Raw genomic sequence first — 23,348 nt, 5'->3', positions numbered from 1 at the left:
CGCAAGTTATTTATTTCTCTAAACCTTTGATAATTTGATCAGTTTGTATCTCAATGTAGCGTTGTAAAGTATATTCTCTGCGCAGTGCCCATCTTCTGAATGACCACATTTGGCCCGAAACGAGGATATGATGCGCGATCAATGATACTTCATCCGGTCCGATGCGTAGATTCCCAGCTTCCATGCACTTCCGTATGATCGTCTCAAATTGCTCGACCATTTCTAGTTCTTTAGTAAGTACATACCGAAGCGCTTCGCTCGGTAACGATTTCGACTCTTGGTACATGACGAGAAACTCATCCGACATTTGATCGATGACTTCGTAATACCGTGCAATCGCCACACGTAGCCCTTCTACCGTGTTGTCATTATTATCGAGCTCAGATAAACGAACATTGACTTCATTATAAATATTGTCACAGACAAGATACAGAACATCTTCTTTTGTCCGAATATACTCGTATAATGTGCCAATACTGAAGCCCGCTTCTTTGGCAATTTCACGTGTAGTCGTTCGGTGAAATCCTTTGTCGATAAATAATTTCACAGCGCCCCGACTAATTTGTGCGCGTCGCTTCTGAATAAGTTCTTCATCTTTGACGGTAGATTTCACTTCATGTTTCGGCATTGCATTAGACCTCCTGTTATTTCGTCAGCATACGAGAAATGACGAGACGTTGAATTTCTTGAGTACCTTCATAAATTTGCGTGATTTTTGCGTCACGCATATAGCGCTCCACTGGATAATCTTTTGTATAACCGTAGCCACCGAATACTTGAACGGCTTCTGTTGTGACTTTCATTGCTGTGTCACCAGCCATTAGTTTCGCCATGGCAGACGCTTTACCGTATGGCAAGTCGTTAGTTTCGAGCCATGCAGCCTGGTATGTCAACAGACGAGATGCTTCTATCGCTGTCGCCATATCTGCTAATTTAAAACTAATGCCTTGGTTGGCCACGATCGGCTTGCCGAATTGTGTACGTTCTTTCGAGTAATCGACAGCAGCGTCAAGTGCGCCTTGTGCAATACCCACTGCTTGAGCAGCAATTCCATTACGTCCGCCATCGAGCGTTTTCATTGCGATAATGAATCCGTCCCCTTCTTCTCCAAGAAGGTTTTCTTTTGGCACGCGACAGTTATCTAATACGACTTCTGTTGTCGGCGAAGAACGTATTCCCATTTTCTTTTCTTTCTTACCTACAGAGAATCCTTCAAAAGTGCTTTCTACAATGAATGCGCTTGTTCCTTTATGTTTGGATTCCGGATCAGTTACAGCAAAAACGATATATGTGTCAGCAATCCCGCCATTTGTAATGAAGATTTTCGAGCCATTTAGCACGTAGTCATCACCGTCAAGCTTCGCTGTAGTTTTCATGCCGCCTGCGTCTGATCCTGAACCTGCTTCTGTCAGGCAGTATGCCCCCATCTTCGTACCTTCCGCAAGTGGACGTAAGTATTTTTGTTTCTGTTCTTCGTTACCGTATTTGAATAGTGGCCATCCTGCTAGAGACGTGTGTGCAGACAAGACGACACCTGTAGATGCGCAAACACGAGATAGTTCTTCTACTGCAATGACGTAGGCTAGGTAGTCGCTACCGATGCCGCCGTATTCTTCCGGCCATGGAATGCCTGTAAGTCCAAGTTCGGCCATCTTGTGGAAGATGTCCATGTCGAAAGTTTCGTCTTCGTCTCGTTGTGCTGCAGTTGGTGCTACTTCTTTTTGTGCAAAGTCCCGTACCATTTTTCTAATCATTTCGTGTTCTTCTGATAATTTAAAGTCCATTGTTCTCCCACCCTTTTGTTTGATTAATGAAAGTTTCATTGGAAATAGTAACGCTTGATGTTAGTTTGTGGTTTGGGGATTGGAGCTACAGAAGGGGACGCTTTTCCGGGAGGCCCGCGGTGAGCTAACTAGTCGCTAGTGCAAAGATGTGCTCATAACGCTTCGCTCTTGCTCCTCTAGTTGTCTCATCTGATCGGGCTGATCCTCCCGGAGTCGCCCTGTCTTCCGCTCCAATCCCTACTTATAACTTGTTGAAGCAAACTAAGTTCATTATATTAGTAAGTTGTTGTGGATCACCGCACTATGCGCTCCCCTAAGCGCTTCTAACGTTAGTTTGTTAGATGTTTGGCGATGACTACTTTTTGAATTTCGCTTGTGCCTTCGTAGATTTGGCATACTTTCGCGTCGCGGAAGTAACGTTCTACTGGATAATCCTTCGTGTAGCCATAGCCGCCGAATACTTGGACGGCTTCTATGGAGTTATCTACGGAGGCTTGGGATGCAAATAGTTTGGCCATGGACGCTTCTTTGCCGCATGGTTTACCCTCTGAACGTAGCCAAGCTGCGCGGTAGACTAGTAGTCGAGCCGCTTCTGTTGCGGTGGCCATGTCGGCTAGTTTGAAGCCTATGCCTTGATTGGCTGCGATGGGTTTGCCGAATTGCTCGCGTTCTTTTGCATAGGCAACGGCAGCTTCTAGTGAGGCTTCTGCTATGCCTAACGCTTGAGCGGCGATACCGATTCGACCGATGTCAAGATTGGCCATGGCGATTTTGAAGCCGCCTTCTTCTTCACCCAGTCTATTTTCCACAGGTACTTTCATATTGTCGAAGCTAAGCGCGACGGTTCGCGAGCCGTGTAGACCCATTTTCTTTTCATCTTTGCCTATAGATAATCCCGGTGTATCCCGGTCAACAATGAATGCGGTGATGCCATACGTTCCTTTTTCAGGAGCGGTGTTAGCAAAGACGATGTAGACGTCCGCTTCCCCACCGTTTGTGATGAACATTTTCGAGCCATTGATTATGTAATGGTCGTCAACTCGCTTCGCTTTCGTTTTCAATGAACCTGCGTCTGATCCGGACGATGCTTCTGTCAGGCAAAATGCACCCAAGTATTCACCGGATGCCATTTTTGGCAAGTAGCGATTCTTTTGTTCTTCCGTACCAAAGTAGAGGATCGGATTCATTCCAACAGAAGTATGAACAGACAACACGACTCCCATGACGGCGCTGACTTTTGATAGTTCGTGAATTGCGATGATATATGACAAGAAGTCCATTTCTGAACCTCCATACTGTTCAGGTGCTGTAATTCCCATCAATCCGAGCTCACCCATTTTTTCTAGTAGTTCACGTGGAAATTCCCCATCTTCCATCCGTGGAATCCAAGGTTCGATCTCGTTTTTTGCGAAATCACGAACCATTTGGCGCATCATTAGTTGTTCTTCTGTTAATGTAAAGTCCATCCTTTTCACCTCTTGCTTTCAACTTAATTCATTTATTCGTATGAATAGAAACCGCGCCCTGTTTTTTTGCCGTGCCAACCTGCTTTGACGTATTTACGTAACAATGGGCATGGACGATATTTCGAGTCGCCGAATCCTTCATACAATGTTTCCATAATGTAGAGGCATGTGTCGAGTCCAATGAAATCTGCCAGTTGCAGTGGCCCCATCGGATGATTCATCCCCATTTTCATAACATCGTCAATCGCTTCTTTCGTTGCGACACCTTCGTATAATGTGAAGATCGCTTCGTTGATCATCGGCATCAACACACGGTTTGCGACAAAGCCGGGTGCATCGTTTACTTCAACAGGTGTTTTGTTGAGCTTTTTCGTCATCTCTTCAACTGCTTCGTAGACATCATCATCTGTTGCAAGTCCGCGGATGACTTCGACAAGCTGCATGACTGGTACTGGATTCATGAAGTGCATACCAATTACTTTTCCTGGACGTTTTGTAGCCGCACCGATTTCCGTGATGGGCAATGAAGATGTGTTCGTCGCTAAAATAGTATGTTCCGGTGTGATCTCATCTAGCTCTGCGAAGATCTTTGTTTTGATTGCCATATTTTCAACTGCCGCTTCGATGACGATGTCGGCATCTTTCGCATTTTGCATATCTAGTGATTTTGTGAAACGACCGAGGACGGCTTCTTTCTCTTCCTCAGTCATACGGCCTTTTTCCACGTTGCGCGTTAAGTTTTTCGTGATGACTTTAAAACCTCGGTCATATGCTTCTTCATTGAGATCATGAAGAGTTACTTGATAGCCCGCCTGTGCGCAGACTTGAGCAATTCCTCCGCCCATTTGTCCTGCGCCAATTACAAATACTTTTTCAATTGTCATCTGGAATGCCCCCGGTCAGTTAGTTTTGGGTACTTCAATCATGATCGCATCGCCTTGGCCGCCACCTGAACAGATTGCTGCGATACCGATTCCACCACCGCGACGTTTTAGTTCATTCGCCAATGTAAGTACAACACGCGCTCCGCTTGCACCGATTGGGTGACCTAGTGCGACTGCGCCACCATTGACGTTCACTTTTTCTTCGTCCAGTCCAGCAATTTGTGAGCTTGCGAGCGCAACGACTGCGAATGCTTCATTGATTTCGTATAAATCAATGTCGTCTGCTGTTTTCCCTGTTTTCTCAAGTAATGCCTTAATGACGTGACCTGGTGTTTCTGGGAAACGTTCCGGTTCGATGGCTACTTCCGCGTGACCAAGAATAATAGCAAGCGGTTCTTTGCCTTGCTTTTTCGCTTCGTCTTCATTCATTAACACTACAGCACATGCACCGTCGTTAATGCCGGGTGCGTTTCCAGCTGTGACACTACCGTCTTTACCGAACGCTGGGCGTAGTTTCGCCAATGCTTCAAGTGAACTGCCTCTACGTGGGCCTTCATCTTCTGTCACAACGATTGGATCACCTTTACGTTGAGGAATGCTAACTCCAACGATCTCCTCTGCGAACACTCCTTTTTCCATCGCTTCCAGTGCGCGTTCATGACTACGTAATGACCATTTGTCCTGCGTTTCACGGCTTACTGAGAAGTCGTTTGCTGTCCTGTTTCCGTATGTGCCCATGTGAACATTGCCTTCGGAGAATGAACACGTCAATCCATCATAAATCATGCCATCTACCAATGTGCTATCGCCCATTTTCAAACCTGAACGGACATTTGCATAATAGGGTGCATTGGTCATCGATTCCATACCGCCTGCGACAATTGTTGTCTCATCACCAAGACGAATTAGCTGGTCAGCAAGTGTGATACTGCGCATTCCGGAAGCGCATACTTTATTGATCGTTTCCGTTTTGACGCCATATGGAATGCCACCTTTGACAGCTGCTTGACGTGAAGGAATCTGCCCTTGCCCTGCTTGTAAAACAGTCCCCATAATCACTTCATCCACTTGATCGCCTTGTACGCCAGCACGGGCCAATGCTTCTTTGATCGCAATGCCCCCTAGATCGCTTGCTGTTTGTGATTGCAATGCACCGCTTAATTTTCCAAATGGTGTTCTAGCACCTTGTAAAATAACTGTTCTCATTTTCCCATTCCCCCTAGTTTATATGCTGACTGAACGCTCGCTCGATACATGACTACTAAATAAGAGGGTGCATAGCCCCTCTTATTGTTTAGCTCATTCAATTGTTAGCGTTTTAGATAACTTAATTGTACGGTATTGACACGATATTCGCAATAATTTTAATTCCTTTTTCCATCGCCGATTTTCGATGTTTCATCCCCTGTTTCAACCGTTACAGCTAACTCAGGCTCCGAAATCAATTCCTTCGATTCTACTACTTCTTCCACAACTACTATTTCTTCTACCACTTCTTCTTCAGGCTCAGTGATTGTTTGGAATTCTCCAAAGATCGACCGTTCCAATAGTTCAGCAATATCGTATGTGCCGACTTGTTCTTCGACTTCAACCGCTTTCGTTCCGTCAGACAACATGGTCAAACAATACGGACAGCCAGATGAAATGATTCCTGGGCTAACTTCAAGCGCTTGCTCAGTACGAGCTACGTTGACGCGCTGGCCTGTATCTTCTTCCATCCACATCATACCGCCACCTGCTCCACAACACATACCTTCTTCACGGCTACGTTCCATTTCTACTAACTGAACGCCTGGAATCGCTTTAAGAATTTCTCTCGGCTGATCATAGACGTCGTTATAGCGACCTAAGTAACAAGAGTCGTGGAATGTGATGACTTCATCGATTGCATATTTCGGTACTAGCTTGCCTGCCATGACCAGTTCATGAAGCAACTCAGTATGGTGTTTAACGATTACTTGCAGACCGAAATCTGGATATTCATTTTTGAAGATATTGTAAGCGTGCGGATCGATCGTCACAATTTTCGATACGTTCGCTTTTTCGAATTCCGCGATATTCGCTGTTGCGAGCTCTTGGAATAAGAATTCATTTCCGAGACGACGTGGTGTGTCTCCGGAGTTCTTCTCTTTGTTACCGAGAATCGCAAAGCTTACCCCTGCTTCATTCAATAAATGTGCGAAAGATAGAGCGATTTTCTGTGAGCGGTTATCAAACGCACCCATAGAACCAACCCATAGTAAGTATTCGAAGTCTTCTCCTGCTTTCTTCGCTTCCTTCACCGTCGGGATGTGCAAGTCTGGACGTGCGTCTCTCCAGTTTTCTTTCTCTTTACGGTTAAGTCCCCATGGATTACCTTGGCGTTCAATGTTTGTCATCGCGCGCTGTGCATCCGCATCCATCTTTCCTTCCGTCATCACCAGATAACGGCGAAGATCGATAATCTTATCTACGTGTTCATTCATTACCGGACACTGGTCTTCACAGTTACGGCACGTCGTACATGCCCAAATCTCTTCTTCTGTAATGACGTCGCCGAAATGAAGGACTATATAGTTCATCAATTGTCATTCCATCTGCCGTAGCAGCGAGTGCCAATTGATTTCCTTGTGAGTTTTTAAACATTAGTTGAGGTACCCACGGTTGTTGTTTCGTCATGACTGCACCGGTGTTTGTTAGGTGGTCGCGGAGCTTGGTGATCAAGTCCATCGGTGACAGCATTTTACCTGTACCCGTTGCCGGACACATATTCGTACAGCGTCCACATTCTACACATGCATAGAAGTCGATCATTTGCGCTTGTGTGAAATCCGTGATCTTGCCAACACCAAGTGGCGGCATTTCGTCCTCGTCTTCAATTTCTTCAAGTGCTTCAAAATCGATTGGCTTCAAACGTCCCGCATGATCTAAGCGGTGGAAATACACGTTTGCTGGACCTGCGATCAAGTGTGCGTGCTTAGATTGTGGTACATACACTAGGAACGTCAGCAATGTCAGTAAGTGTACCCACCAGCCGACAAAGAATATCGCTACGGCCACGCTTGTCGGAACACCGCTAAATACTGTTGCGATGATCGATGCCATTGGCTCTGTCCATGTAGTGCCTTCATTATGCCAAATCATATTCGCGCCGTTAGCAACAAGTGTAGAAATCATAAGTAGTCCAATAAATATCAGAACTAGACCCGATTTCCAGCCGCGTTTCAGACGCACTAGTTTCTCCATATAACGACGATAGAACGCCCATACGACCGCTACTAGGATAACGAATACGACGATTTCCTGGAAGAATGTAAATGCCGGATACAATGGGCCGAGTGGCAGATGTGATCCCGGCTTTAATCCTTTCCAGATCAGATCAATTGCCCCGAATTGTACGAGTAGGAAACCATAGAAGAACATGACGTGAATGGCCCCACTCTTTTTATCTTTCAGTAGTTTCTTTTGTCCGAATACGTATACCCAAATTTTCTTCAGACGCGCTTTGACGTCATTGTCGAACTCTTCTTTTCTCCCCAGTCGGATGAATTCGTAGCGAGTTTTTAATAAGTATAGGAATAGACCAAAGCCGTATACGACGACTGCTACAAATAATATCCAGTTTGCGATGAGTAATATATTCATCTCTTATTCCCCTTCCATTTCTTCTACTTGAGATTCCCTTTGAGAAACCGCTTTCAATTATATTCTATGTATAGTGTAATAATGAATGATCATTCAGTCAACTGTTTTTACAAGTTTATTTTTTATTTTCTCACTATGGTTGAAAGGTCTTTTTGTCAAGCACTTTTTTATTTATTAACATTATTCTATCATCTAAGCCCGCCCTTATAGGCTTTGTTCTACATTACTTTAATTTACAAATTTACCTAGGGGCTAGATTTTCCAAATTAGAGAAAATCTATGCTCTATACAACTAGTATAACATTACTATCAAACTAATAGGAATATTCTTTTTTCATTGTAACTCAATATAGCAAATTTAACCACTTCATGCTAACGTTTTCATAATGTGTTGCTAACAATAGAAAGGGGTTTTGTTATGAAGCGAGTGTATGCACGATTATTTCAAAGAGGGCTCAAAGTGGGAATGAACTTTTTACCTTGGCGAGAGCCTGAGTTACTAGTTGGACCTGGTAGTGTGGAAGGCCTTGCGGGGAAAGTGAAAAGTCTTGGACTGGATAATGTTTTCATTATTACAGATCGCAACATCGCCAAATCCGGCTTACTAGACGTCATGCTACTCGGTCTCGATTCACTCGGTATCAAATACTTGGTATATGACCAAACTGTCGCAAATCCTACAATAGTCAACATTGAAGAAGCACGAGGTTTGTACGTAGCGAATGAATGTCAAGCATTAATTGCGTTCGGTGGAGGTTCTCCGATTGATTGTGCAAAAGCAGTAGGTGCAAGAATTGCGAGGCCCGAGAAACAAATTCCCGAATTGAAAGGCTTATTCCACGTGCGCAAGCGAATCCCCACGTTGTTCACGGTACCTACGACAGCGGGAAGCGGAAGTGAAGCGACTCTCGCTGCGGTAGTGACAAATAGTGAGACGCATGAGAAGTATGCGATCAATGACACGTCACTGATCCCTCATTATGCTGTACTCGATCCATTGTTGACGATGAAGTTGCCGCCAGCGATTACCGCAGCTACCGGAATGGACGCCTTAACTCATGCAGTCGAAGCATATATTGGCAACAGTAATACGAAAGACACGTGGAATGATAGCCGGGCAGTAGTACAACTCGTGTTCACGAATTTATACGAAGCCTATCGCAATGGAGATAATTTGACCGCGCGAACGAATATGCAACGAGCTTCTTATTTGGCCGGTAAAGCATTTACTCGAGCATATGTCGGCAATATCCATGCAATTGCACACACGCTCAGCGGATTTTACAACGTACCACACGGATTAGCAAATGCGATTATTTTGCCACACGTACTTGAGTATTACGGCAAAACTGTATACACTCCCCTTTCCGAGTTGGCTGATTTAATTGGCGTTACAAATCATTCGGATACGAAGCGAATGAAAGCTGAGAAGTTCATTGAGGCCATTCGAGCGTTGAATCATGCGATGAATATTCCGGAGCGAATGGATGGGATTATGGTAGAAGATATTCCACTAATGGTTAAACGCGCCTCAGCGGAAGCGAACCCGTTGTATCCTGTGCCGAAGATTTTGCGTAAGAAAGAGTTTATGGAACTGTATGATGTGATTCGGGTTTGAAGTGATTGTGTGGATTGAGCGGTTTGGCGTTGTGATTGAGCGGATGCGGGGACGGATTGAGCGGTTTTGCGTTGACATTGAGCGGATGACGGGACGGATTGAGCGCTTAGGCGTTGACATTGAGCGGAGACCGGGACGGATTGAGCGCTTTGGCGTCGACATTGAGCGGATGACGGGGCGGATAGAGCGCTTAGGCGTCGACATTGAGCGGATGCGGGGATTGATAGAGCGGTTTTGCATCGACATTGAGCGCTTAGACACCAACATTGAGCGGATACCGGAACGGATTGAGCGGATACCCCGACTGATTGAGCGCGCCACAAAAAAACAGGGACTCTGGAATTATCAGAGGTCCCTGTTTACGTATAATCACTTATCCTTTTTCACATTCGTGCGGAATACTTTTGCGCTACGGACATATTCATTGTCTGAAATGCCGAGTCGAGCGTTCACGATGCGTGCCGCCACGAATAGGTAATCTGATAGACGGTTCAAATAGCGCCCCACGACGGGTGATACGTCGTCTGCCGCGTTCATCAATGTGACGGTCACCCGTTCTGCGCGGCGTGTGACCGTGCGCGCGATGTGTAATGTCGCAGCCGCTGGTGAGCCGCCAGGGAGGATGAAGCGTTCTAGTTCGGGCGCTTCTTCCATTAGCTTATCGATTCGGTTTTCGAGAACGGTGATAGGTTCTTCGTCGAGCTTGTAATGACGCTCTTTCATGACGTTTGCTAAGTCTCCACCACCGTCGAATAATTCATTTTGGATCGTTTCAAGATCAGTCAGGATATCCGCAAACTTCTCCCCGTCTAGTTCCGTCATTGCTTTACCGATGAATGAATTTAGTTCATCGATCGTGCCATATGCTTCGACACGCAAATCGTCTTTTGCAACGCGTCCACCAATTAAACTTGTCGTACCTTTATCGCCAGTCTTTGTGTAGATTTTCATTTCACTTCACTCCTTTGATTGTTTGAGGAATACCATACCAGATTCTTGTAACAGTTGTCGCTTCTGCAAATAATTGCTGATACAAACGGCCGCATCGATCGCGGAGTTCGCGTTGCTGTGCATCAATTGGCACAATGCCCCGCCCGATTTCCGTTAAAATGAAGACGGTGTTCGGGTCGCTGATTTCGCGCACGGCATTGCTTGCTTCTCTTTCTGTTATGTCTGTAGTCTTTAGCCACTCATGCAAATCTGAAATGATGAGTGATTCACCGGGTTTAGCGGTTGCTGTCGTATCCATTGTACAGAAACAAGCTGCCGTATCGCCATTCCAACGTCTCACATAATCCGTTTTGCCGTTATAGGCACCTCCGATAAAGACGTGCATGGCTTCCCCTCCTTGAATTCTTTCTCGCTAGCCCATTCGAGTTGCCAAATGGATCCGTTCGTTACGTTCCATTCCCAAAACGAACGATGGTTTTGTGTGAATGTATCGAGCACTACGCGAATCACGCCGCCATGCGTCACGACGACCGCTTCATTCGGCAACTCAGCTAATGCATCCAACACGCGTGACTTTACTTGTTGCAATGTTTCCCCATTGCGCGGTGGGATGTTCCATGAATCGTCTAGCCAGTTGCGATAGTCGGGGTCATTTTTCAACTGATCGTACGTCTGTTCTTCAAAATCTCCGAAATGACATTCCCGCCAGCGTAGATCAGCTGTAAATTCTGCTTGTGGAAAATAAATGGCCGCGGTTTGACGGGTTCTGATCAAATCACTTCCAATTACCTGTTGGACAGCTACTGGTAATTCAATGGCCTCGCCTTCTAGTGACACCAATCCGCTATCCGTCCACCCACAATAAACTCGCTGTTCATTGGCAATCGTCTTTAAATGCCGAACGAGAAATATACGATAAGGACGAGCCATAAGAGCACCTCCATTCCTTCAATGAATGCTCCGCATAGATCCCCTGTGACGCCTCCGAAATGTTTGATCGTCCAGCGATGATAAAGCCAGATCGACAAGCATATGACGAGTAGCATAATGGGGAGTAATAAAATGGAGCGCAATTGAATAGTTAGCAGAATAATCGTCACGATAGTAATGGTGCTCGACGCAACTAGCATCCGTCCGCTTAGGAATTGTTGTTTAAAAAAGTACGCAATGCCGCTTGTCTTTGCGGTTTTCGTTAGTGTGTAATACGCTACTAAAGCGGCACGAGAGAGAACCGGCACCGCAACAAGCAATGCCCAACCGTTTACAAGCTGTAGAATTTCCATGAATAAACCGATTTTCAAGCAAAGTAAAACGAGTAACGACAATGTGCCGAATGCGCCGAGCCGCGGGTCATCCATGATGGTCAGACGTTTTTCACGATCTTGATAGGAAAAGAATGCATCGCCGAGATCCGCAAAACCGTCTACATGCAAACCGCCAGTCGCAATGAGACCTGCTAGCAAAATCAGTACCGCCGCAAGGAAACTATTGAAATCACTCGTAATATACGCAACGCCTGCTAGTAGTAAACCGATTGCTCCACCGACGAACGGCAACGCGATGTACATACCGGACACTTCTTTTTTCCCAAGCGGCAATTCTTTATGGACAGGTAGCGACGTGAAAAATTGGAGCGCTAATAAAATGCTATTCATCTTCCCGCTCCTTTACGCCAAAATAGATTGAATCAACGGCCAGTCGACATGTTGCTTCACGTGAGCAGCCCATTGTTCGTAAACATCGACTCCTTCTGTTGCAGGAAGCGTGTTACGATCCATGTCTTCTTCTGGAATTCCATGGTTTTCTAAGACCGGAATGACACCTACAACCGGAATCCCGGTGTATTGTTCAATGAATTTCACCCCGTCTTCGAAAAAGGACGCGTCGCCGTAAAACTTATTGATGATAATCCCTTTGACACGCTGACGTCTTTCTGCTGAAAGAAGTTGAAGCGTGCCGACAATCGATGCAAAAGCGCCACCTTTAGAAATGTCCGCAACTAGTATGACAGGTACATCTGCCAGCTCCGCAACGCGCATATTCGTCAGTTCACGGTCCATCAAGTTTACTTCTGCGGTACTTCCCGCCCCTTCGATGATTAGCATGTCGTAGTGATCGGACAAATAATCTAATGCTCCTTGGATCGTTGCAAGACCTTTATCGAACCACTCTTCACGAAAGAATTGCCCATCTATCGTCTCGAGAGGTACGCCCATGAAAAGAACATCAGCCCGCATATCCCCTCGTGGCTTCATCAAAATGGGATTCATTTCAACAATTGGTTGAGTACGCGCCGCTTCTGCCTGTTGAAATTGGGAGCGACTGATTTCACGTCCGTCCGCTAATGTTTCAGAGAAGCCCGACATATTTTGTGATTTAAAAGGTGCGACATGGACGCCTTCATTCGAAAGCAGTCGGCATAGTGCGTTGCAAATCATCGTTTTACCTACATCTGACGCAGTGCCTACGATCATTAATCCGTTCATAAACTCTCACCTTTCCAGACGATCGGAATGCCGTGATCCATTTCAATTGCATGATCTGCAAACTCCACGATTTGTTGATGAAGCGTGCCAATTGTTTGGCGGTAGATTTCCGTCTCTTCTTCGTATTGCGGCCACTCATCGAGGACTTCATTTGAAACAATGACTAGCTGTGAAACGATTTCTTTCATTTGCTTTACCGTGTGAAGTAGTTGTTTCTGCTTTTGTTCTAAACATCCCGTGCGATGAACACAAGGGGTACCTTCTTCGTATCCTTCATACATTTCATTGGCGAGCCACGTCGTCAGGCAGTCCCATAGAACGAGATCACCCGATTTTAGAAACGGCAACACTTCATGGAGATTTTTCGGTTGCTCGATTGTGTGCCAATTCGCATGTCGACGATCTTCTTTATGTTGATCAATTCGCCGCTTCATCTCTTCATCGGCTACTACACCAGATGCAATGTAGACGAGGCGACTTGCCTTTTGATTCGTAAGTAGGCGTTCCGCATAAGCACTTTTTCCACTGCGCGCCCCGCCACTGATGAATGTTACTGTCGCTTGAACCATGGATCCATCGCCTCCCGCAGTGTATCCATCATCGTTTCGGACTTCATTCCGATCCGTAACCAACGCCCGTCCATCCCACGGAAGTTTTCCGAATGTCGCAGGACGATCCCTTGATTCAATAAATCTTTATAAAGCTTCTTCGCATCTTGCATGGGCTTCATGACGAGATAATTAGTGGAAGAGTTGAGCACTTCACAACAATGTGAGCGCAAGAACTGTGTCATCTTTATGCGTTCTGTTTGCGCGTGCAAAATTGCTTGTTGACGGTACACTTCTTCCTGCAAACAGAACACACCGATTTCAGCAGCGAGTCCGTTGACATGCCAATGCGAAGCTCGTTGTTTCAGCGTTTTTATCCGTTCAGGATGTGCGATTACGTACCCTAGCCGGATACCAGGAATCGCGTACATTTTCGTCATCGAGCGGACAATGAATAAATTCGAATAGTTCGCGACTTGCGGAATAAAGGATTTTGATTCATCAACGAAATCAATGAACGCTTCGTCTAGCACAACATCTGTCGAACTGTTTTTAGCTGCTTCTATAATCGTTAGTAGCTCGTTTTTTGTAGGCAACAAGCCTGTTGGGTTATTGGGGGTGCAAATATAGATCGCATCCGCTGTAGGCAATGCCTCAAGAATTTGACGCATAGGCAATTCAAAACCTTCCGCTTCACTTGCTTGAAGCGATACGACCTCTGCACCATTCACTTCAAGCGTAGCGCGATATTCGGAAAAGGTTGGGTCAATCAAGAGGACTCGTTTGCCTCGGTAATTCCCTGCCAATAAAGATAGTATGTCTGCGGCACCATTGCCGATCAGTACTTGTTGTTCGTCTACTTGATGAAAAACCGAAACTGCCGAGCGAAACGGCTGACCATCTGGATCGGGATAGCTGTTGAGTGTTGATATCAACGTAGGCCATGCTTCCACTACCGACGGTGGAGGTCCTGCTGGATTGCAGTTTTCACTGAAATCCAACACTTCATCAGGCATCGGAATATTTATTGATGTATACAGTCTTTTGCTGTTTGCACCGTGTTCAGGCAATCGCATAGAAAATTCCTCCTACTACTGTGCCGAGTGACCAGAAAGTCCAAGACACGACTTGCATTTGATATGTTGTGGAGCGGATATGTTCTTTATTCGCAACGACTGACGGGCCAAGTACCGCCCGTTCCGACACTACTCCGCGATATGTACTGCGCCCGCCTAACTGGATATTGAGTTGCCAAGCTGTTGCCGCTTCCAAATAGCCGCTGTTCGGGCTCATATGTTTTTTTGCATCGCTTAACCAACCGCTAATTCGCTTTTTAATTGAATGTCCACCTTCATTCGGAGTACATAATAAAATGAGCAATCCTGTAATTCTTGAAGGAATCCAGTTAAAGAGATCATCCATGCGTGCGGAAACTTTTCCGAATTCACGATAACGCTCATCGTTGTATCCCACCATGGAGTCGAGTGTATTGACCGCTTTATATAACCATAGACCAGGTGCCCCGAGCAAGAACGCCCAAAACAACGGTGCCGTGATGCCGTCAGACGTATTTTCCGAAACCGTTTCAATCGTAGCACGGGCTATCGCACTCTCGTCGAGCTTCTTTGTATCCCTGCCGACAATCCAACTTAGCTTTTCACGGGCTTCGTCCATATCTCCTGACTTCAATGGCTCATAGACGAGCAACGCCGCGTCACACAAACTTTTTTGTGCAAGTCCCGCCGCAATGAGCAGCGCTTCGATTGCGATACCCGCCAATAGATGTAGGCGATAGGCGATACTGACGAGCCAAATGGCGAGTAGAAATGTCGTCATACAAATAAGTAACCATACAATCGCACCTTTTATTGTGCGCATACGGCCTTTATTCAATAGCTTCGTCAAGTTACTAATCGTCGTCCCTAGCCACTTGACTGGATGCGGCCAGTTGGGTGGATCCCCAATGATTCGATCGAGTACCATGCCAATCGCAATCGCAATAAAATGTGCAGGGATCATCGATGGTCACCTACTGCTAATCGATACGAATGAATTGCCCGTACCGTACAATCATAGACCCCTTTACCGATCAACTTACCGAGTTGAGTAATCGGCCCCGCGTACGGCAAGTATTCTCCTTGTTGCGTAGATGCGATCAACAAGCTATCTGTCGAAGTCCCTGTAGCGACCGTGCTCGATTCAGGATCCTTCACTTGCTCGTCTTGCAGTGCTTTCGCCTTCGCTTCTGTTGCGGTAATCAACGCCTGAACGAAAGCTTCTTCACTTAATTCACCATTAATGAATACCCATGTATTGATCGTACCTATGTAAGGAATATCTTCACGTTGCCAAGACTTCGAAACATCTACCGCGTTTCCGACACCCGCTGTCACGGCCACGACAATCGAGCCGAACTGTCCTTCATATTCTTCTACTTCAACGTGCTCCGGACTAACGGCAGTCATCATGGCGACTGTATCTGTCAAATGATAGCCAAGCGTTCGCAAGTATTCCGTGTTCTCGCGCTGTACATCATCGATCATATAATCCGCACGCACGCCTCGATTGACAAACGTCTTGTACCAACCAAGCCCCGCATTATGGACAGCGGAAGAAATCGTCTTCAGCGGTTGGCTTGATTGCAACAATACATGATCTTCTTGAATCGTTACGTCCGCTTTCTTTACACTGAATAGTTGCACCTTTTCTTGCAAGTTCGGCAACAGCGTCATTTGAGGCTTCGGCATTTCAGGATGGGGCTGTGTTTTGACGCGTGCGTTGTATACGTGATGAATCTCTTGCTCGAGTACGACGTCTTGCGGTTCGCCGATTGATGCTACTTCCCCGTTCTTCAACAGCAATAGACGATCGCAATAAAGAGCGGCCAGATTGATGTCATGAAATACCGAAATGACCGTAATCCCTTTCTGCCTCGCTTGATTACGGATCGTATCGAGTAATTGTTGCTGATGCGCGATGTCTAGATGGTTCGTCGGTTCATCCAATAATAAAATAGGAGCTTGCTGGGCGAGCGCTTGCGCAACAAATACGCGTTGTTGCTCGCCGCCAGATAATAATTCAATGGCGGTATTTTCATATCGCGTGACACCTGTATAGTTCATCGCTTCCTGCACTGCTCGCTCATCCAACTCCGACCAGCTCGAGAAAATCCCCGATTGATACGGATAACGACCGAGAGCAACAGTGTCTTTCACGCTATGAGAAAAGGCATGGGCATGGAGCTGCGGCAAGACGGCCACTTGCTGCGCGAATTGCTTTTGGGTATAGGCGCCAGAAGGTTTTCCTGCAATCATGACCTTCCCGCTTTGTTTCGGCAAAATTCCCGATATAATTTTCAATAACGTGGATTTCCCGCTACCATTCGGCCCTAAAATTCCGAGAACTTCTCCTTTTTCCACGTGGAACGACACATTTCGCACAATCGGTTCCTTGCCGTAGCCTCCCGATACGTTTTCCACTTGCAACATCTTCACATCGCTCCTTTTCTACGTTGTTTGTAAAAGATATAGGCAAACACCGGAGCGCCAATGAATGCTGTAATGACACCGACCGGTAATTCAGCCGGTGAAATAATCGTTCGTGCTACGAGATCGCAAATGATCAATAATGATGCACCGTTACATAATGATAACGGCAGTACATGACGGTGATCGGAGCCCCATAACATACGTGTCATATGGGGGACAACTAGGCCAATGAAGCCGATTGTTCCGGACACCGCAACAGCCGAGCCAGTTAATACCGATCCGCCTAGCAAAATCATCAATTTACGCTGTTTGACATTGACTCCAAGATGATGCGCACGTTCTTCACCGAATAATAAAGCGTTCAATTCGCGGCGATTAAGCCACAGCATGAATGAGCCGATGATGAAAAACGGCAAGACCATTACAATATAACTCCAGCCGCGCATCGATACGCTACCAAGAAGCCAACCAACAATCTGACGGAGTTCTTCTTGCGTCAACGCGATCATCAGCGACAACACAGAACCAAGAAATGAACCGAAAATAATTCCTGTTAAAATAATTGTTTCCATTTTCATTGACCGGTCGACCATTCGAGCAAAACCGATCACTAAAAACATCGTCACTGCAGCACCGATCATACTAAATACAGGTAAGGTGAAAGCGCCAAGGACCGGCAGCGATATACCAAAAAAGAGTGTGATCACGGCGCCGACAGAGGCACCGGATGACACTCCGAGGGTGTAAGGATCAGCTAATGGGTTTTTCAGTAGCCCTTGAAAAGCAGCCCCTGAAATAGCCAATGAGGCACCGACGATTCCAGCCAGCAACACACGCGGCATACGAATCTTCCACAAAATATTACTTGCGGTCGTGTCCGATTGATCCCACAGCGTCTCTATTGGTATTTTCACTGTACCGATCGATACACCGAGCCAGATCGCCACAAGCAATGTGGCGATCGACACGACGTAGGCGAGAACGGTTTTATTCACCGAATACCTCAGGATAGATTGCTTTCGCAAACAATTCTAATCCGTCAGCTAAACGTGGACCTGTACGGCTTGTAATATCTTCATCCAGTTGAATGACTTGATCTTCTTTGATCGCAGTCACCGCATCAAAGCCGTCACGCGTTTTAATATTTTCTACGACATTTGGAACATAGCTATAGATCGCCAAAATCACATCCGGATTTTCATCTACAATCGTTTCAGGACTGATCATAATCCAGCCTTCTTCCGTCACAATGTTCTCAGCGTTAATGATATCCAAAAACTGCTGTGGGAATGTGCCTTTTCCTGCCGTATAGATTTCAGGTGCATCGGAGTTTTCAACGAACACGCGCTTCTTATCCGTGATATCTGCTGCTTTCTTTTCGATATCAGCAATTTTCGTTTTCATATCTTCGACGATTTGATTGGCTTCCGCATTTTTGTCCATGACTTCACCAATCATTTCAATCGTTTCATATGTCTCTTCAAATGTTCCTGCATTCTGTACGACGATCACAGGGATGCCTGCGTCACGAATTTGTTTCAATCCTTCTTCATTCGAGCCCATCATCATTTCATGTGCGAATACCGCTTCCGGTTGCAATGAAATCACTTTTTCTATGTTGACTGTAAAGTCCCCTACGGTATCAAGCTCCGTTACTTCTTTAGGATAATCATCGTTTTCTGTTACAGCGATGACTTGATCGCCAGCATCAATACCGAATAAAATTTCCGTGTTACTTGGAATTAATGAAATGACAGTTTCCGGCGCTTGTTCAAATGTAATTTCTTCGCCAATTGCATCTGTCAAGGTGTATGGGTAACTCGTTGTATCCGTTGACTCTTGTTCTGTTTTCGCTTCTTCACCCGCTTGATTTTTATCTGCCGGTGTTTCTTCTTTTGTACTGTCGCTTCCGCATGCTGCAAGTAGTAGTATCGCAAGCATAGCCGTCAGCAGTAGTTGCCAAAACTTCTTCATGTGTGTTCCTCCTTCAATATGTGTGTTGCATTACGCAAGCCGCAGACATGAAAAAAACCCTCCGATAGTTCGAAGGATTAGGTGGGATGAAATCAATGCGTGATCTCTTCCATCACACCTATCCTCGTAGGTTGCTGCGGAACTTCATTTTCCAAAAAGGCAGGTGACCTGGCTTGTGCATCGCACGTACAGTGGCGGGACCGCATCGGATTTGAACCGATTTCGCTTTTCATCTCAAGTTTCGAGAACCTTTTTAGAAGATATGTAATTATGATTTATTATAGCGATAATAGTGTTGGTTGTACAGGGGATAGGAGGAGTTCGGGTATGACATAGGGAGTGAGGCTCCAGCAGGGGAACGCTTTGCTGAGGGGCCTCGCGATGAGCCCTCCCGAACGCGTCCGCCTGGAACGCTGCGAAACGTTGCCTTTCCCTTTCCCACCTCAAAATTTAATCACCCGTAAGCCCTTGAACTTCGCTTTCCATCACAGGATAGAAACACCAGAGAAGCGAAGTGCAAGGCGGCGACTCGGGGAGGATCAGCTCGACAGGTAAGACAACCAAAAGGAAGCGAAGCGACCTGGTTGGCTTACCGCGGGCCCTCCCGAACGCGTCCGCCTGGAACGTAGCGAAACGTTGCCTTTCCCTTTCCCACCTCAAAATTTAATCACCCGTAAGCCCTTGAACTTCGCTTTCCATCACAGGAAAGAAACACCAGTGAAGCGAAGTGCAAGGCGGCGACTCGGGGAGGATTAGCCCGATCAGGTGAGACCACTATAGGAGCGTAGCGACTAGGGGGCTCACCGCGGGCCCTCCCGAACTGAAGTGACCCCCAAAAGTTGGACAAGTTTTATTACGCACTAAGCTGGTGGTGAGTTCGATACTCTATCGGACTCATCCCCAATTTTGATTTAATACGTTTGGAGTTGTAATAGGAGATATATTCGGCTAGCTCTTTTGTGAATTGTTCCCTATTTTCAAATTCCTGTAGATACAGAAATTCGGATTTAAACGTGCCAAAGAAACTTTCCATGACCGCGTTATCGTAACAGTTGCCCTTTCGGGACATACTTTGGGTAATCCCTTTTTCGCTCAATGTATTTTGATATGGTTTCATTTGATAATGCCAACCTTGGTCTGAATGGATGACTAGTTGATCCTGATTTGTTAGGGTCTGTAATGACTGATTCAACATCTCGTCAACCAAGACATAGGTTGGTCTGGAACCGAGTGTATACGCAATGATTTCTCCGTTAAATAAATCTAACATCGGGGATAAATAGAACTTGCTTCCAAATAGCTTGAACTCAGTAATATCCGTTACCCACTTTTCATTCGGCTGCTCTGCTTGGAAATCTCGTTCCAGGATATTCGGGGCGGTCTTGCCCACTTTTCCTTTGTACGAACGGTATTTCTTGATCCGGACTAGAGAGGTAAGGTTCAGCACTTTCATAATGCGTTGTACTTTTTTATGGTTCACAATATGGCCGAGACATCGTAATTCCATTTGAATCCGCCGGTAGCCGTAACGTCCTTTGTGCTCATGATAGATGCTAAGAATCAGCTGTTTAATAGTCGCGTCAGGGTCAGATCGATCCCATCGGTTTACTAAGTTGTAATACGTGCTGCGGGCAAGTTCTGCCAGTTGTAGAAGCGCACTCACTGTGAATCGGTGCCTTAGTTCGAAGACTACTTGCGCTTTGTTTTCTTTAGTAGTTTTTCCTGTTCCTGAACTAAGGCATTTAACTTTTTTAAATAAGCATTTTCCATTCGTAAGAAATCAATTTCCTTTTGTAGTTCTTTTTCAGAAACAGATGGTTTCTTCTTGTTTTCTGGGTTTTGTTTCATGGATAGACGCCCCTCTTCTTTTGGTGACAAGGCGTCCGCCCCTTCTTCCCTATACGCATTTACCCATCTTCTAAGCGTGGAATGGTGCGTTAAGTTGAAGCGGGCAGCAGTATCTCTGAGGGACGTATTCTCATCAACCATATAATGGATTACGTCCAGTTTAAATTGTACAGAATAACTTGTACAGGGTTTCTTGAAACCATTTTCTCCGTGATACCGATATCGCTGTACCCAATAACGAATTTCACTCTTATCAATTCCGATAGATTGAGCGATTTCACGAAGACTTTCATTACCTTCAATGTATCGTTTAACCGCTTGAATCTTATCTTCTACATGAATTTTTCTCACTTGAACCACATCCTTTTCCTTTGAATGTGTCCAAGTTTTGGGGTGCAGTTCAAACGCGTCCGCCTGGAACGTAGCGAAACGTTGCCTTCCCCTTTCCCATTCATAAAGAAAAAGCCAAGCAGTAAATCTGCTTGGCCATTTTCGATATATTACATTCTTTCAGGTGCTTCAACGCCTACAAGTTTCAACGCGTTGGCAATCGTTGTTTTAGTAGCTGTAATCAATGCCAAACGTGCTTCGGAAAGGTCTTTGTTTTCCGGATCTAGCACCTTGTTCGCATTGTAGAAACTATGGAATGTAGCTGCTAGTTCCTGAATGTAAGTTGTCACGCGGTGCGGTGCGCGCATACGAGCCGAGTCGCTGATTAGTTTCGGGAAGTCACCGAGTTTCTTCAGTAGCTCTAACTCTTTTTCGTCTTGCAATAGCGTGACGTTTTCTGTTGACGCTTCTACATTCTGTTCTTTTGCCTGACGCAAGATCGAACAAATACGTGCGTGTGCGTATTGTGCGTAGTAGACAGGGTTTTCATTGGATTTGGATACGGCTAAATCTAAATCGAAGTCCATTTGTGCATCGCCTGAGCGCATCGCGAAGAAATAACGTACAGCGTCTAGTCCTACTTCTTCTACGAGTTCACGCAATGTGACGGCTTTTCCTGTGCGTTTGCTCATTTTGAATTTTTCTCCGTCTTTGTAAAGCTGAACCATTTGCGCCACTTCTACTTCAAGCGTGTCGCGGTCATAGCCAAGCGCCTGGATAGCTGCTTTCATACGTGGAATATATCCGTGGTGGTCTGCTCCCCAAATATTGATAAGTTTATCAAATCCACGACTCAGCTTGTCTTGGTGATAAGCAATGTCTGGTGTTAAATATGTGAATGAACCGTCTTGCTTGATCAATACACGGTCTTTATCGTCGCCAAATGTAGTGGAACGGAACCAAGTAGCACCGTCTTCTTCAAAGACATGGCCATTTTCACGCAATTTATTGAGCGCGACATCGATTTTACCATTGTTATATAGGGACGTTTCCGAGAACCAGTTGTCGAAATGAACGCGGAAGTCCGTCAAGTCTTTCTTTAGTTTATCCAGTTCGATATTCAAGCCGTGTTCACGGAAAAATGCAAGTCGCTCTTGTTCTGGAACATGGACATACTTGTCGCCGTATTGTTCGACAAGACCTTTTGCGATCGTAATAATATCTGCGCCGCGATAACCATCTTCTGGCATTTCTTTTTCCAATCCAAGTGCTTCGAAATAACGAACGTCAATCGATAACGCTAAATTATTTATTTGATTACCTGCATCATTGATATAGTATTCACGCGCTACGTCATAGCCTGCTTTGTCGAGAATATTACATAATGAATCTCCAAGGGATGCCCCACGTGCGTGTCCTAAGTGCAAATCGCCTGTTGGGTTCGCTGATACGAATTCAACTTGGATCTTCTGTTGCTGTCCGCTATCGGAACGTCCGTAGTCTGCTCCTTGATCCAGGACAGATTTCACGATATCCCCGAGGCTGTCTGTTTTCAAGCGGATATTGAGGAAGCCAGGTCCAGCGATTTCAATGGAGTCGATTGCGGTGTTCTTCGTATCGAGGTGCTCTAAAATACTTTCCGCAATTGCACGTGGCGGCTTTTTCGCTAGTTTTGTCAACTGCATAGCGATATTCGCTGCATAATCTCCGTTCTCTTTACTTCTTGGTGATTCCAATTTAATGTCCGGAATATCTGCACTTTCGACTAGTTGCGCTTTCTCAATGGCTTGGTGCAATGCTTCTTTAATTTCATGTTGAATCTGCTCTACTGCATTCATTGTGTTACCTCCGAGTAGGTTATTGTCAAATGGTATTTCCCTAATAAGCTTTCGTCTGAATGTAAGTCGTACGCTACCGTAAAGCGTCCAGGAACCCACTCCAGTTGATTGGTATAAACGGCTAAATCCATAACTGCAGGGCCATTACCGTACGTGCCGAGGCGCATATCGTCTTGTCTGAACGGCAATCGCATCTGCACGCCGCCTTTACGCATGATGAAGGCATCTTCAGCATGTAATTTCACGGTCGTTCGGACTACTGGCATTCCTTCTGTTCGTTCTTCAAACAATAAATAAGCCTGTCCTTTTTTCTCAATGAGTTCTCCAGTTGCCTGCATCGTATGCGTTTCCGCTTGCTGGTCTGGATGTTGAATAACGGAACGGAGCTGAACTTCCATTTTTGGCGCTTCCATTCGTTCACCGCCTTAAGTAAATAGATTCACTCATTATACACTTCTTCCGGCACCAGTTTCAATGTTACACGTCTAAACTTTTCCTACAGTCCGTTT

General features: G+C 45.7%; 20 protein-coding genes, 1 pseudogene and 1 riboswitch. Of the genes and pseudogenes, 1 reads left to right on the top strand and 20 read right to left on the bottom strand.

All coding sequences use genetic code 11. The annotated features are described in order from the left end of the window. Window positions 1-10 precede the first annotated feature (10 nt). From SporoP8_RS11840 to SporoP8_RS11815, 6 genes and pseudogenes are all read right to left on the bottom strand, one after another. Window positions 11-628 (bottom strand): TetR/AcrR family transcriptional regulator, encoded by a 618-nt coding sequence (locus SporoP8_RS11840; RefSeq protein WP_085132686.1) that lies wholly within the window; start codon window positions 626-628, stop codon window positions 11-13. A 16-nt stretch (window positions 629-644) separates the two neighbouring features. Next, complete coding sequence (locus SporoP8_RS11835) at window positions 645-1,784, bottom strand: acyl-CoA dehydrogenase (RefSeq protein ID WP_085132685.1); 1,140 nt, start codon at window positions 1,782-1,784, stop codon at window positions 645-647. A gap of 329 nt (window positions 1,785-2,113) precedes the next feature. Then, window positions 2,114-3,250 carry an acyl-CoA dehydrogenase gene (locus SporoP8_RS11830; RefSeq protein WP_085132684.1) on the bottom strand — a complete coding sequence of 379 codons (1,137 nt, stop codon included), beginning with the start codon at window positions 3,248-3,250 and terminating at the stop codon, window positions 2,114-2,116. Between the two features lie 32 nt (window positions 3,251-3,282). After that, on the bottom strand, window positions 3,283-4,134 hold the full coding sequence (locus SporoP8_RS11825) for a 3-hydroxybutyryl-CoA dehydrogenase (protein WP_085132683.1): 852 nt from the start codon (window positions 4,132-4,134) through the stop codon (window positions 3,283-3,285). A gap of 15 nt (window positions 4,135-4,149) precedes the next feature. Further along, entirely contained in the window at window positions 4,150-5,340 is a 1,191-nt protein-coding gene (locus tag SporoP8_RS11820; protein ID WP_085132682.1) for an acetyl-CoA C-acetyltransferase, read from the bottom strand. A gap of 158 nt (window positions 5,341-5,498) precedes the next feature. Next, window positions 5,499-7,758: pseudogene (locus tag SporoP8_RS11815) on the bottom strand ((Fe-S)-binding protein). A gap of 418 nt (window positions 7,759-8,176) precedes the next feature. Here SporoP8_RS11815 and SporoP8_RS11810 point away from each other — a divergent pair. Beyond that, window positions 8,177-9,376 (top strand): iron-containing alcohol dehydrogenase, encoded by a 1,200-nt coding sequence (locus tag SporoP8_RS11810; protein WP_085132681.1) that lies wholly within the window; start codon window positions 8,177-8,179, stop codon window positions 9,374-9,376. 369 nt (window positions 9,377-9,745) lie between these two features. Here SporoP8_RS11810 and SporoP8_RS11805 read toward each other — a convergent pair whose 3' ends face one another. The 14 genes from SporoP8_RS11805 to SporoP8_RS11740 form a co-directional block, all read right to left on the bottom strand. Beyond that, window positions 9,746-10,327 (bottom strand): cob(I)yrinic acid a,c-diamide adenosyltransferase, encoded by a 582-nt coding sequence (locus SporoP8_RS11805; RefSeq protein WP_085132680.1) that lies wholly within the window; start codon window positions 10,325-10,327, stop codon window positions 9,746-9,748. 1 nt (window position 10,328) lies between these two features. Next, window positions 10,329-10,712, bottom strand: a complete 384-nt coding sequence (locus SporoP8_RS11800) for a bifunctional adenosylcobinamide kinase/adenosylcobinamide-phosphate guanylyltransferase (protein WP_085132679.1) — start codon at window positions 10,710-10,712, stop codon at window positions 10,329-10,331. Next, window positions 10,664-11,257 carry a histidine phosphatase family protein gene (locus SporoP8_RS11795; RefSeq protein WP_085132678.1) on the bottom strand — a complete coding sequence of 198 codons (594 nt, stop codon included), beginning with the start codon at window positions 11,255-11,257 and terminating at the stop codon, window positions 10,664-10,666. Before SporoP8_RS11795 ends, SporoP8_RS11800 begins: the two co-directional genes overlap by 49 nt. Next, window positions 11,218-11,982 carry an adenosylcobinamide-GDP ribazoletransferase gene (gene cobS / locus SporoP8_RS11790; protein ID WP_085132677.1) on the bottom strand — a complete coding sequence of 255 codons (765 nt, stop codon included), beginning with the start codon at window positions 11,980-11,982 and terminating at the stop codon, window positions 11,218-11,220. The genes SporoP8_RS11795 and cobS overlap by 40 nt, the downstream gene beginning before the upstream one ends. A gap of 12 nt (window positions 11,983-11,994) precedes the next feature. Next, complete coding sequence (locus tag SporoP8_RS11785; protein ID WP_085132676.1) at window positions 11,995-12,813, bottom strand: cobyric acid synthase; 819 nt, start codon at window positions 12,811-12,813, stop codon at window positions 11,995-11,997. Further along, window positions 12,810-13,382: a bifunctional adenosylcobinamide kinase/adenosylcobinamide-phosphate guanylyltransferase gene (locus tag SporoP8_RS11780; protein ID WP_085132675.1), complete on the bottom strand. Its 573-nt coding sequence runs from the start codon at window positions 13,380-13,382 to the stop codon at window positions 12,810-12,812. Before SporoP8_RS11780 ends, SporoP8_RS11785 begins: the two co-directional genes overlap by 4 nt. Next, a complete protein-coding gene (gene cobD, locus SporoP8_RS11775) occupies window positions 13,364-14,437 on the bottom strand; it encodes a threonine-phosphate decarboxylase CobD (protein ID WP_085132674.1) in 1,074 nt (357 codons plus the stop codon). The genes SporoP8_RS11780 and cobD overlap by 19 nt, the downstream gene beginning before the upstream one ends. Continuing rightward, window positions 14,424-15,377, bottom strand: a complete 954-nt coding sequence (gene cbiB, locus SporoP8_RS11770; protein WP_085133627.1) for an adenosylcobinamide-phosphate synthase CbiB — start codon at window positions 15,375-15,377, stop codon at window positions 14,424-14,426. Before cbiB ends, cobD begins: the two co-directional genes overlap by 14 nt. Then, window positions 15,377-16,849: an adenosylcobinamide amidohydrolase gene (locus SporoP8_RS11765; RefSeq protein WP_085132673.1), complete on the bottom strand. Its 1,473-nt coding sequence runs from the start codon at window positions 16,847-16,849 to the stop codon at window positions 15,377-15,379. Before SporoP8_RS11765 ends, cbiB begins: the two co-directional genes overlap by 1 nt. 2 nt (window positions 16,850-16,851) lie before the next feature. Continuing rightward, the gene (locus SporoP8_RS11760) at window positions 16,852-17,844 is read right to left on the bottom strand and encodes a FecCD family ABC transporter permease (RefSeq protein ID WP_085132672.1); all 993 of its coding nucleotides are present in this window, start codon (window positions 17,842-17,844) and stop codon (window positions 16,852-16,854) included. Next, complete coding sequence (locus tag SporoP8_RS11755; RefSeq protein ID WP_085132671.1) at window positions 17,837-18,823, bottom strand: ABC transporter substrate-binding protein; 987 nt, start codon at window positions 18,821-18,823, stop codon at window positions 17,837-17,839. The genes SporoP8_RS11760 and SporoP8_RS11755 overlap by 8 nt, the downstream gene beginning before the upstream one ends. A 140-nt stretch (window positions 18,824-18,963) precedes the next feature. Further along, window positions 18,964-19,091: riboswitch (cobalamin riboswitch) on the bottom strand. Window positions 19,092-19,676: 585 nt separating this feature from the next. Next, window positions 19,677-21,022 (bottom strand): IS3 family transposase gene (locus tag SporoP8_RS11750; protein WP_099628087.1). Its coding sequence is split into 2 segments (ribosomal slippage): window positions 19,677-20,578 and window positions 20,578-21,022, totalling 1,347 coding nucleotides; the frame shifts between segments, so codons are not numbered across the junction. Between the two features lie 149 nt (window positions 21,023-21,171). Continuing rightward, window positions 21,172-22,839, bottom strand: a complete 1,668-nt coding sequence (argS, locus tag SporoP8_RS11745; RefSeq protein ID WP_085132670.1) for an arginine--tRNA ligase — start codon at window positions 22,837-22,839, stop codon at window positions 21,172-21,174. Next, complete coding sequence (locus tag SporoP8_RS11740; RefSeq protein ID WP_085132669.1) at window positions 22,836-23,252, bottom strand: YwiB family protein; 417 nt, start codon at window positions 23,250-23,252, stop codon at window positions 22,836-22,838. The genes argS and SporoP8_RS11740 overlap by 4 nt, the downstream gene beginning before the upstream one ends. Between the last annotated feature and the right edge of the window lie 96 nt (window positions 23,253-23,348).

Source organism: Sporosarcina ureae, from assembly GCF_002101375.1.
Classification (GTDB): Bacteria; Bacillota; Bacilli; order Bacillales_A; family Planococcaceae; genus Sporosarcina; species Sporosarcina ureae_B.
This window is presented reverse-complemented; position numbering and strand designations above follow the sequence as displayed.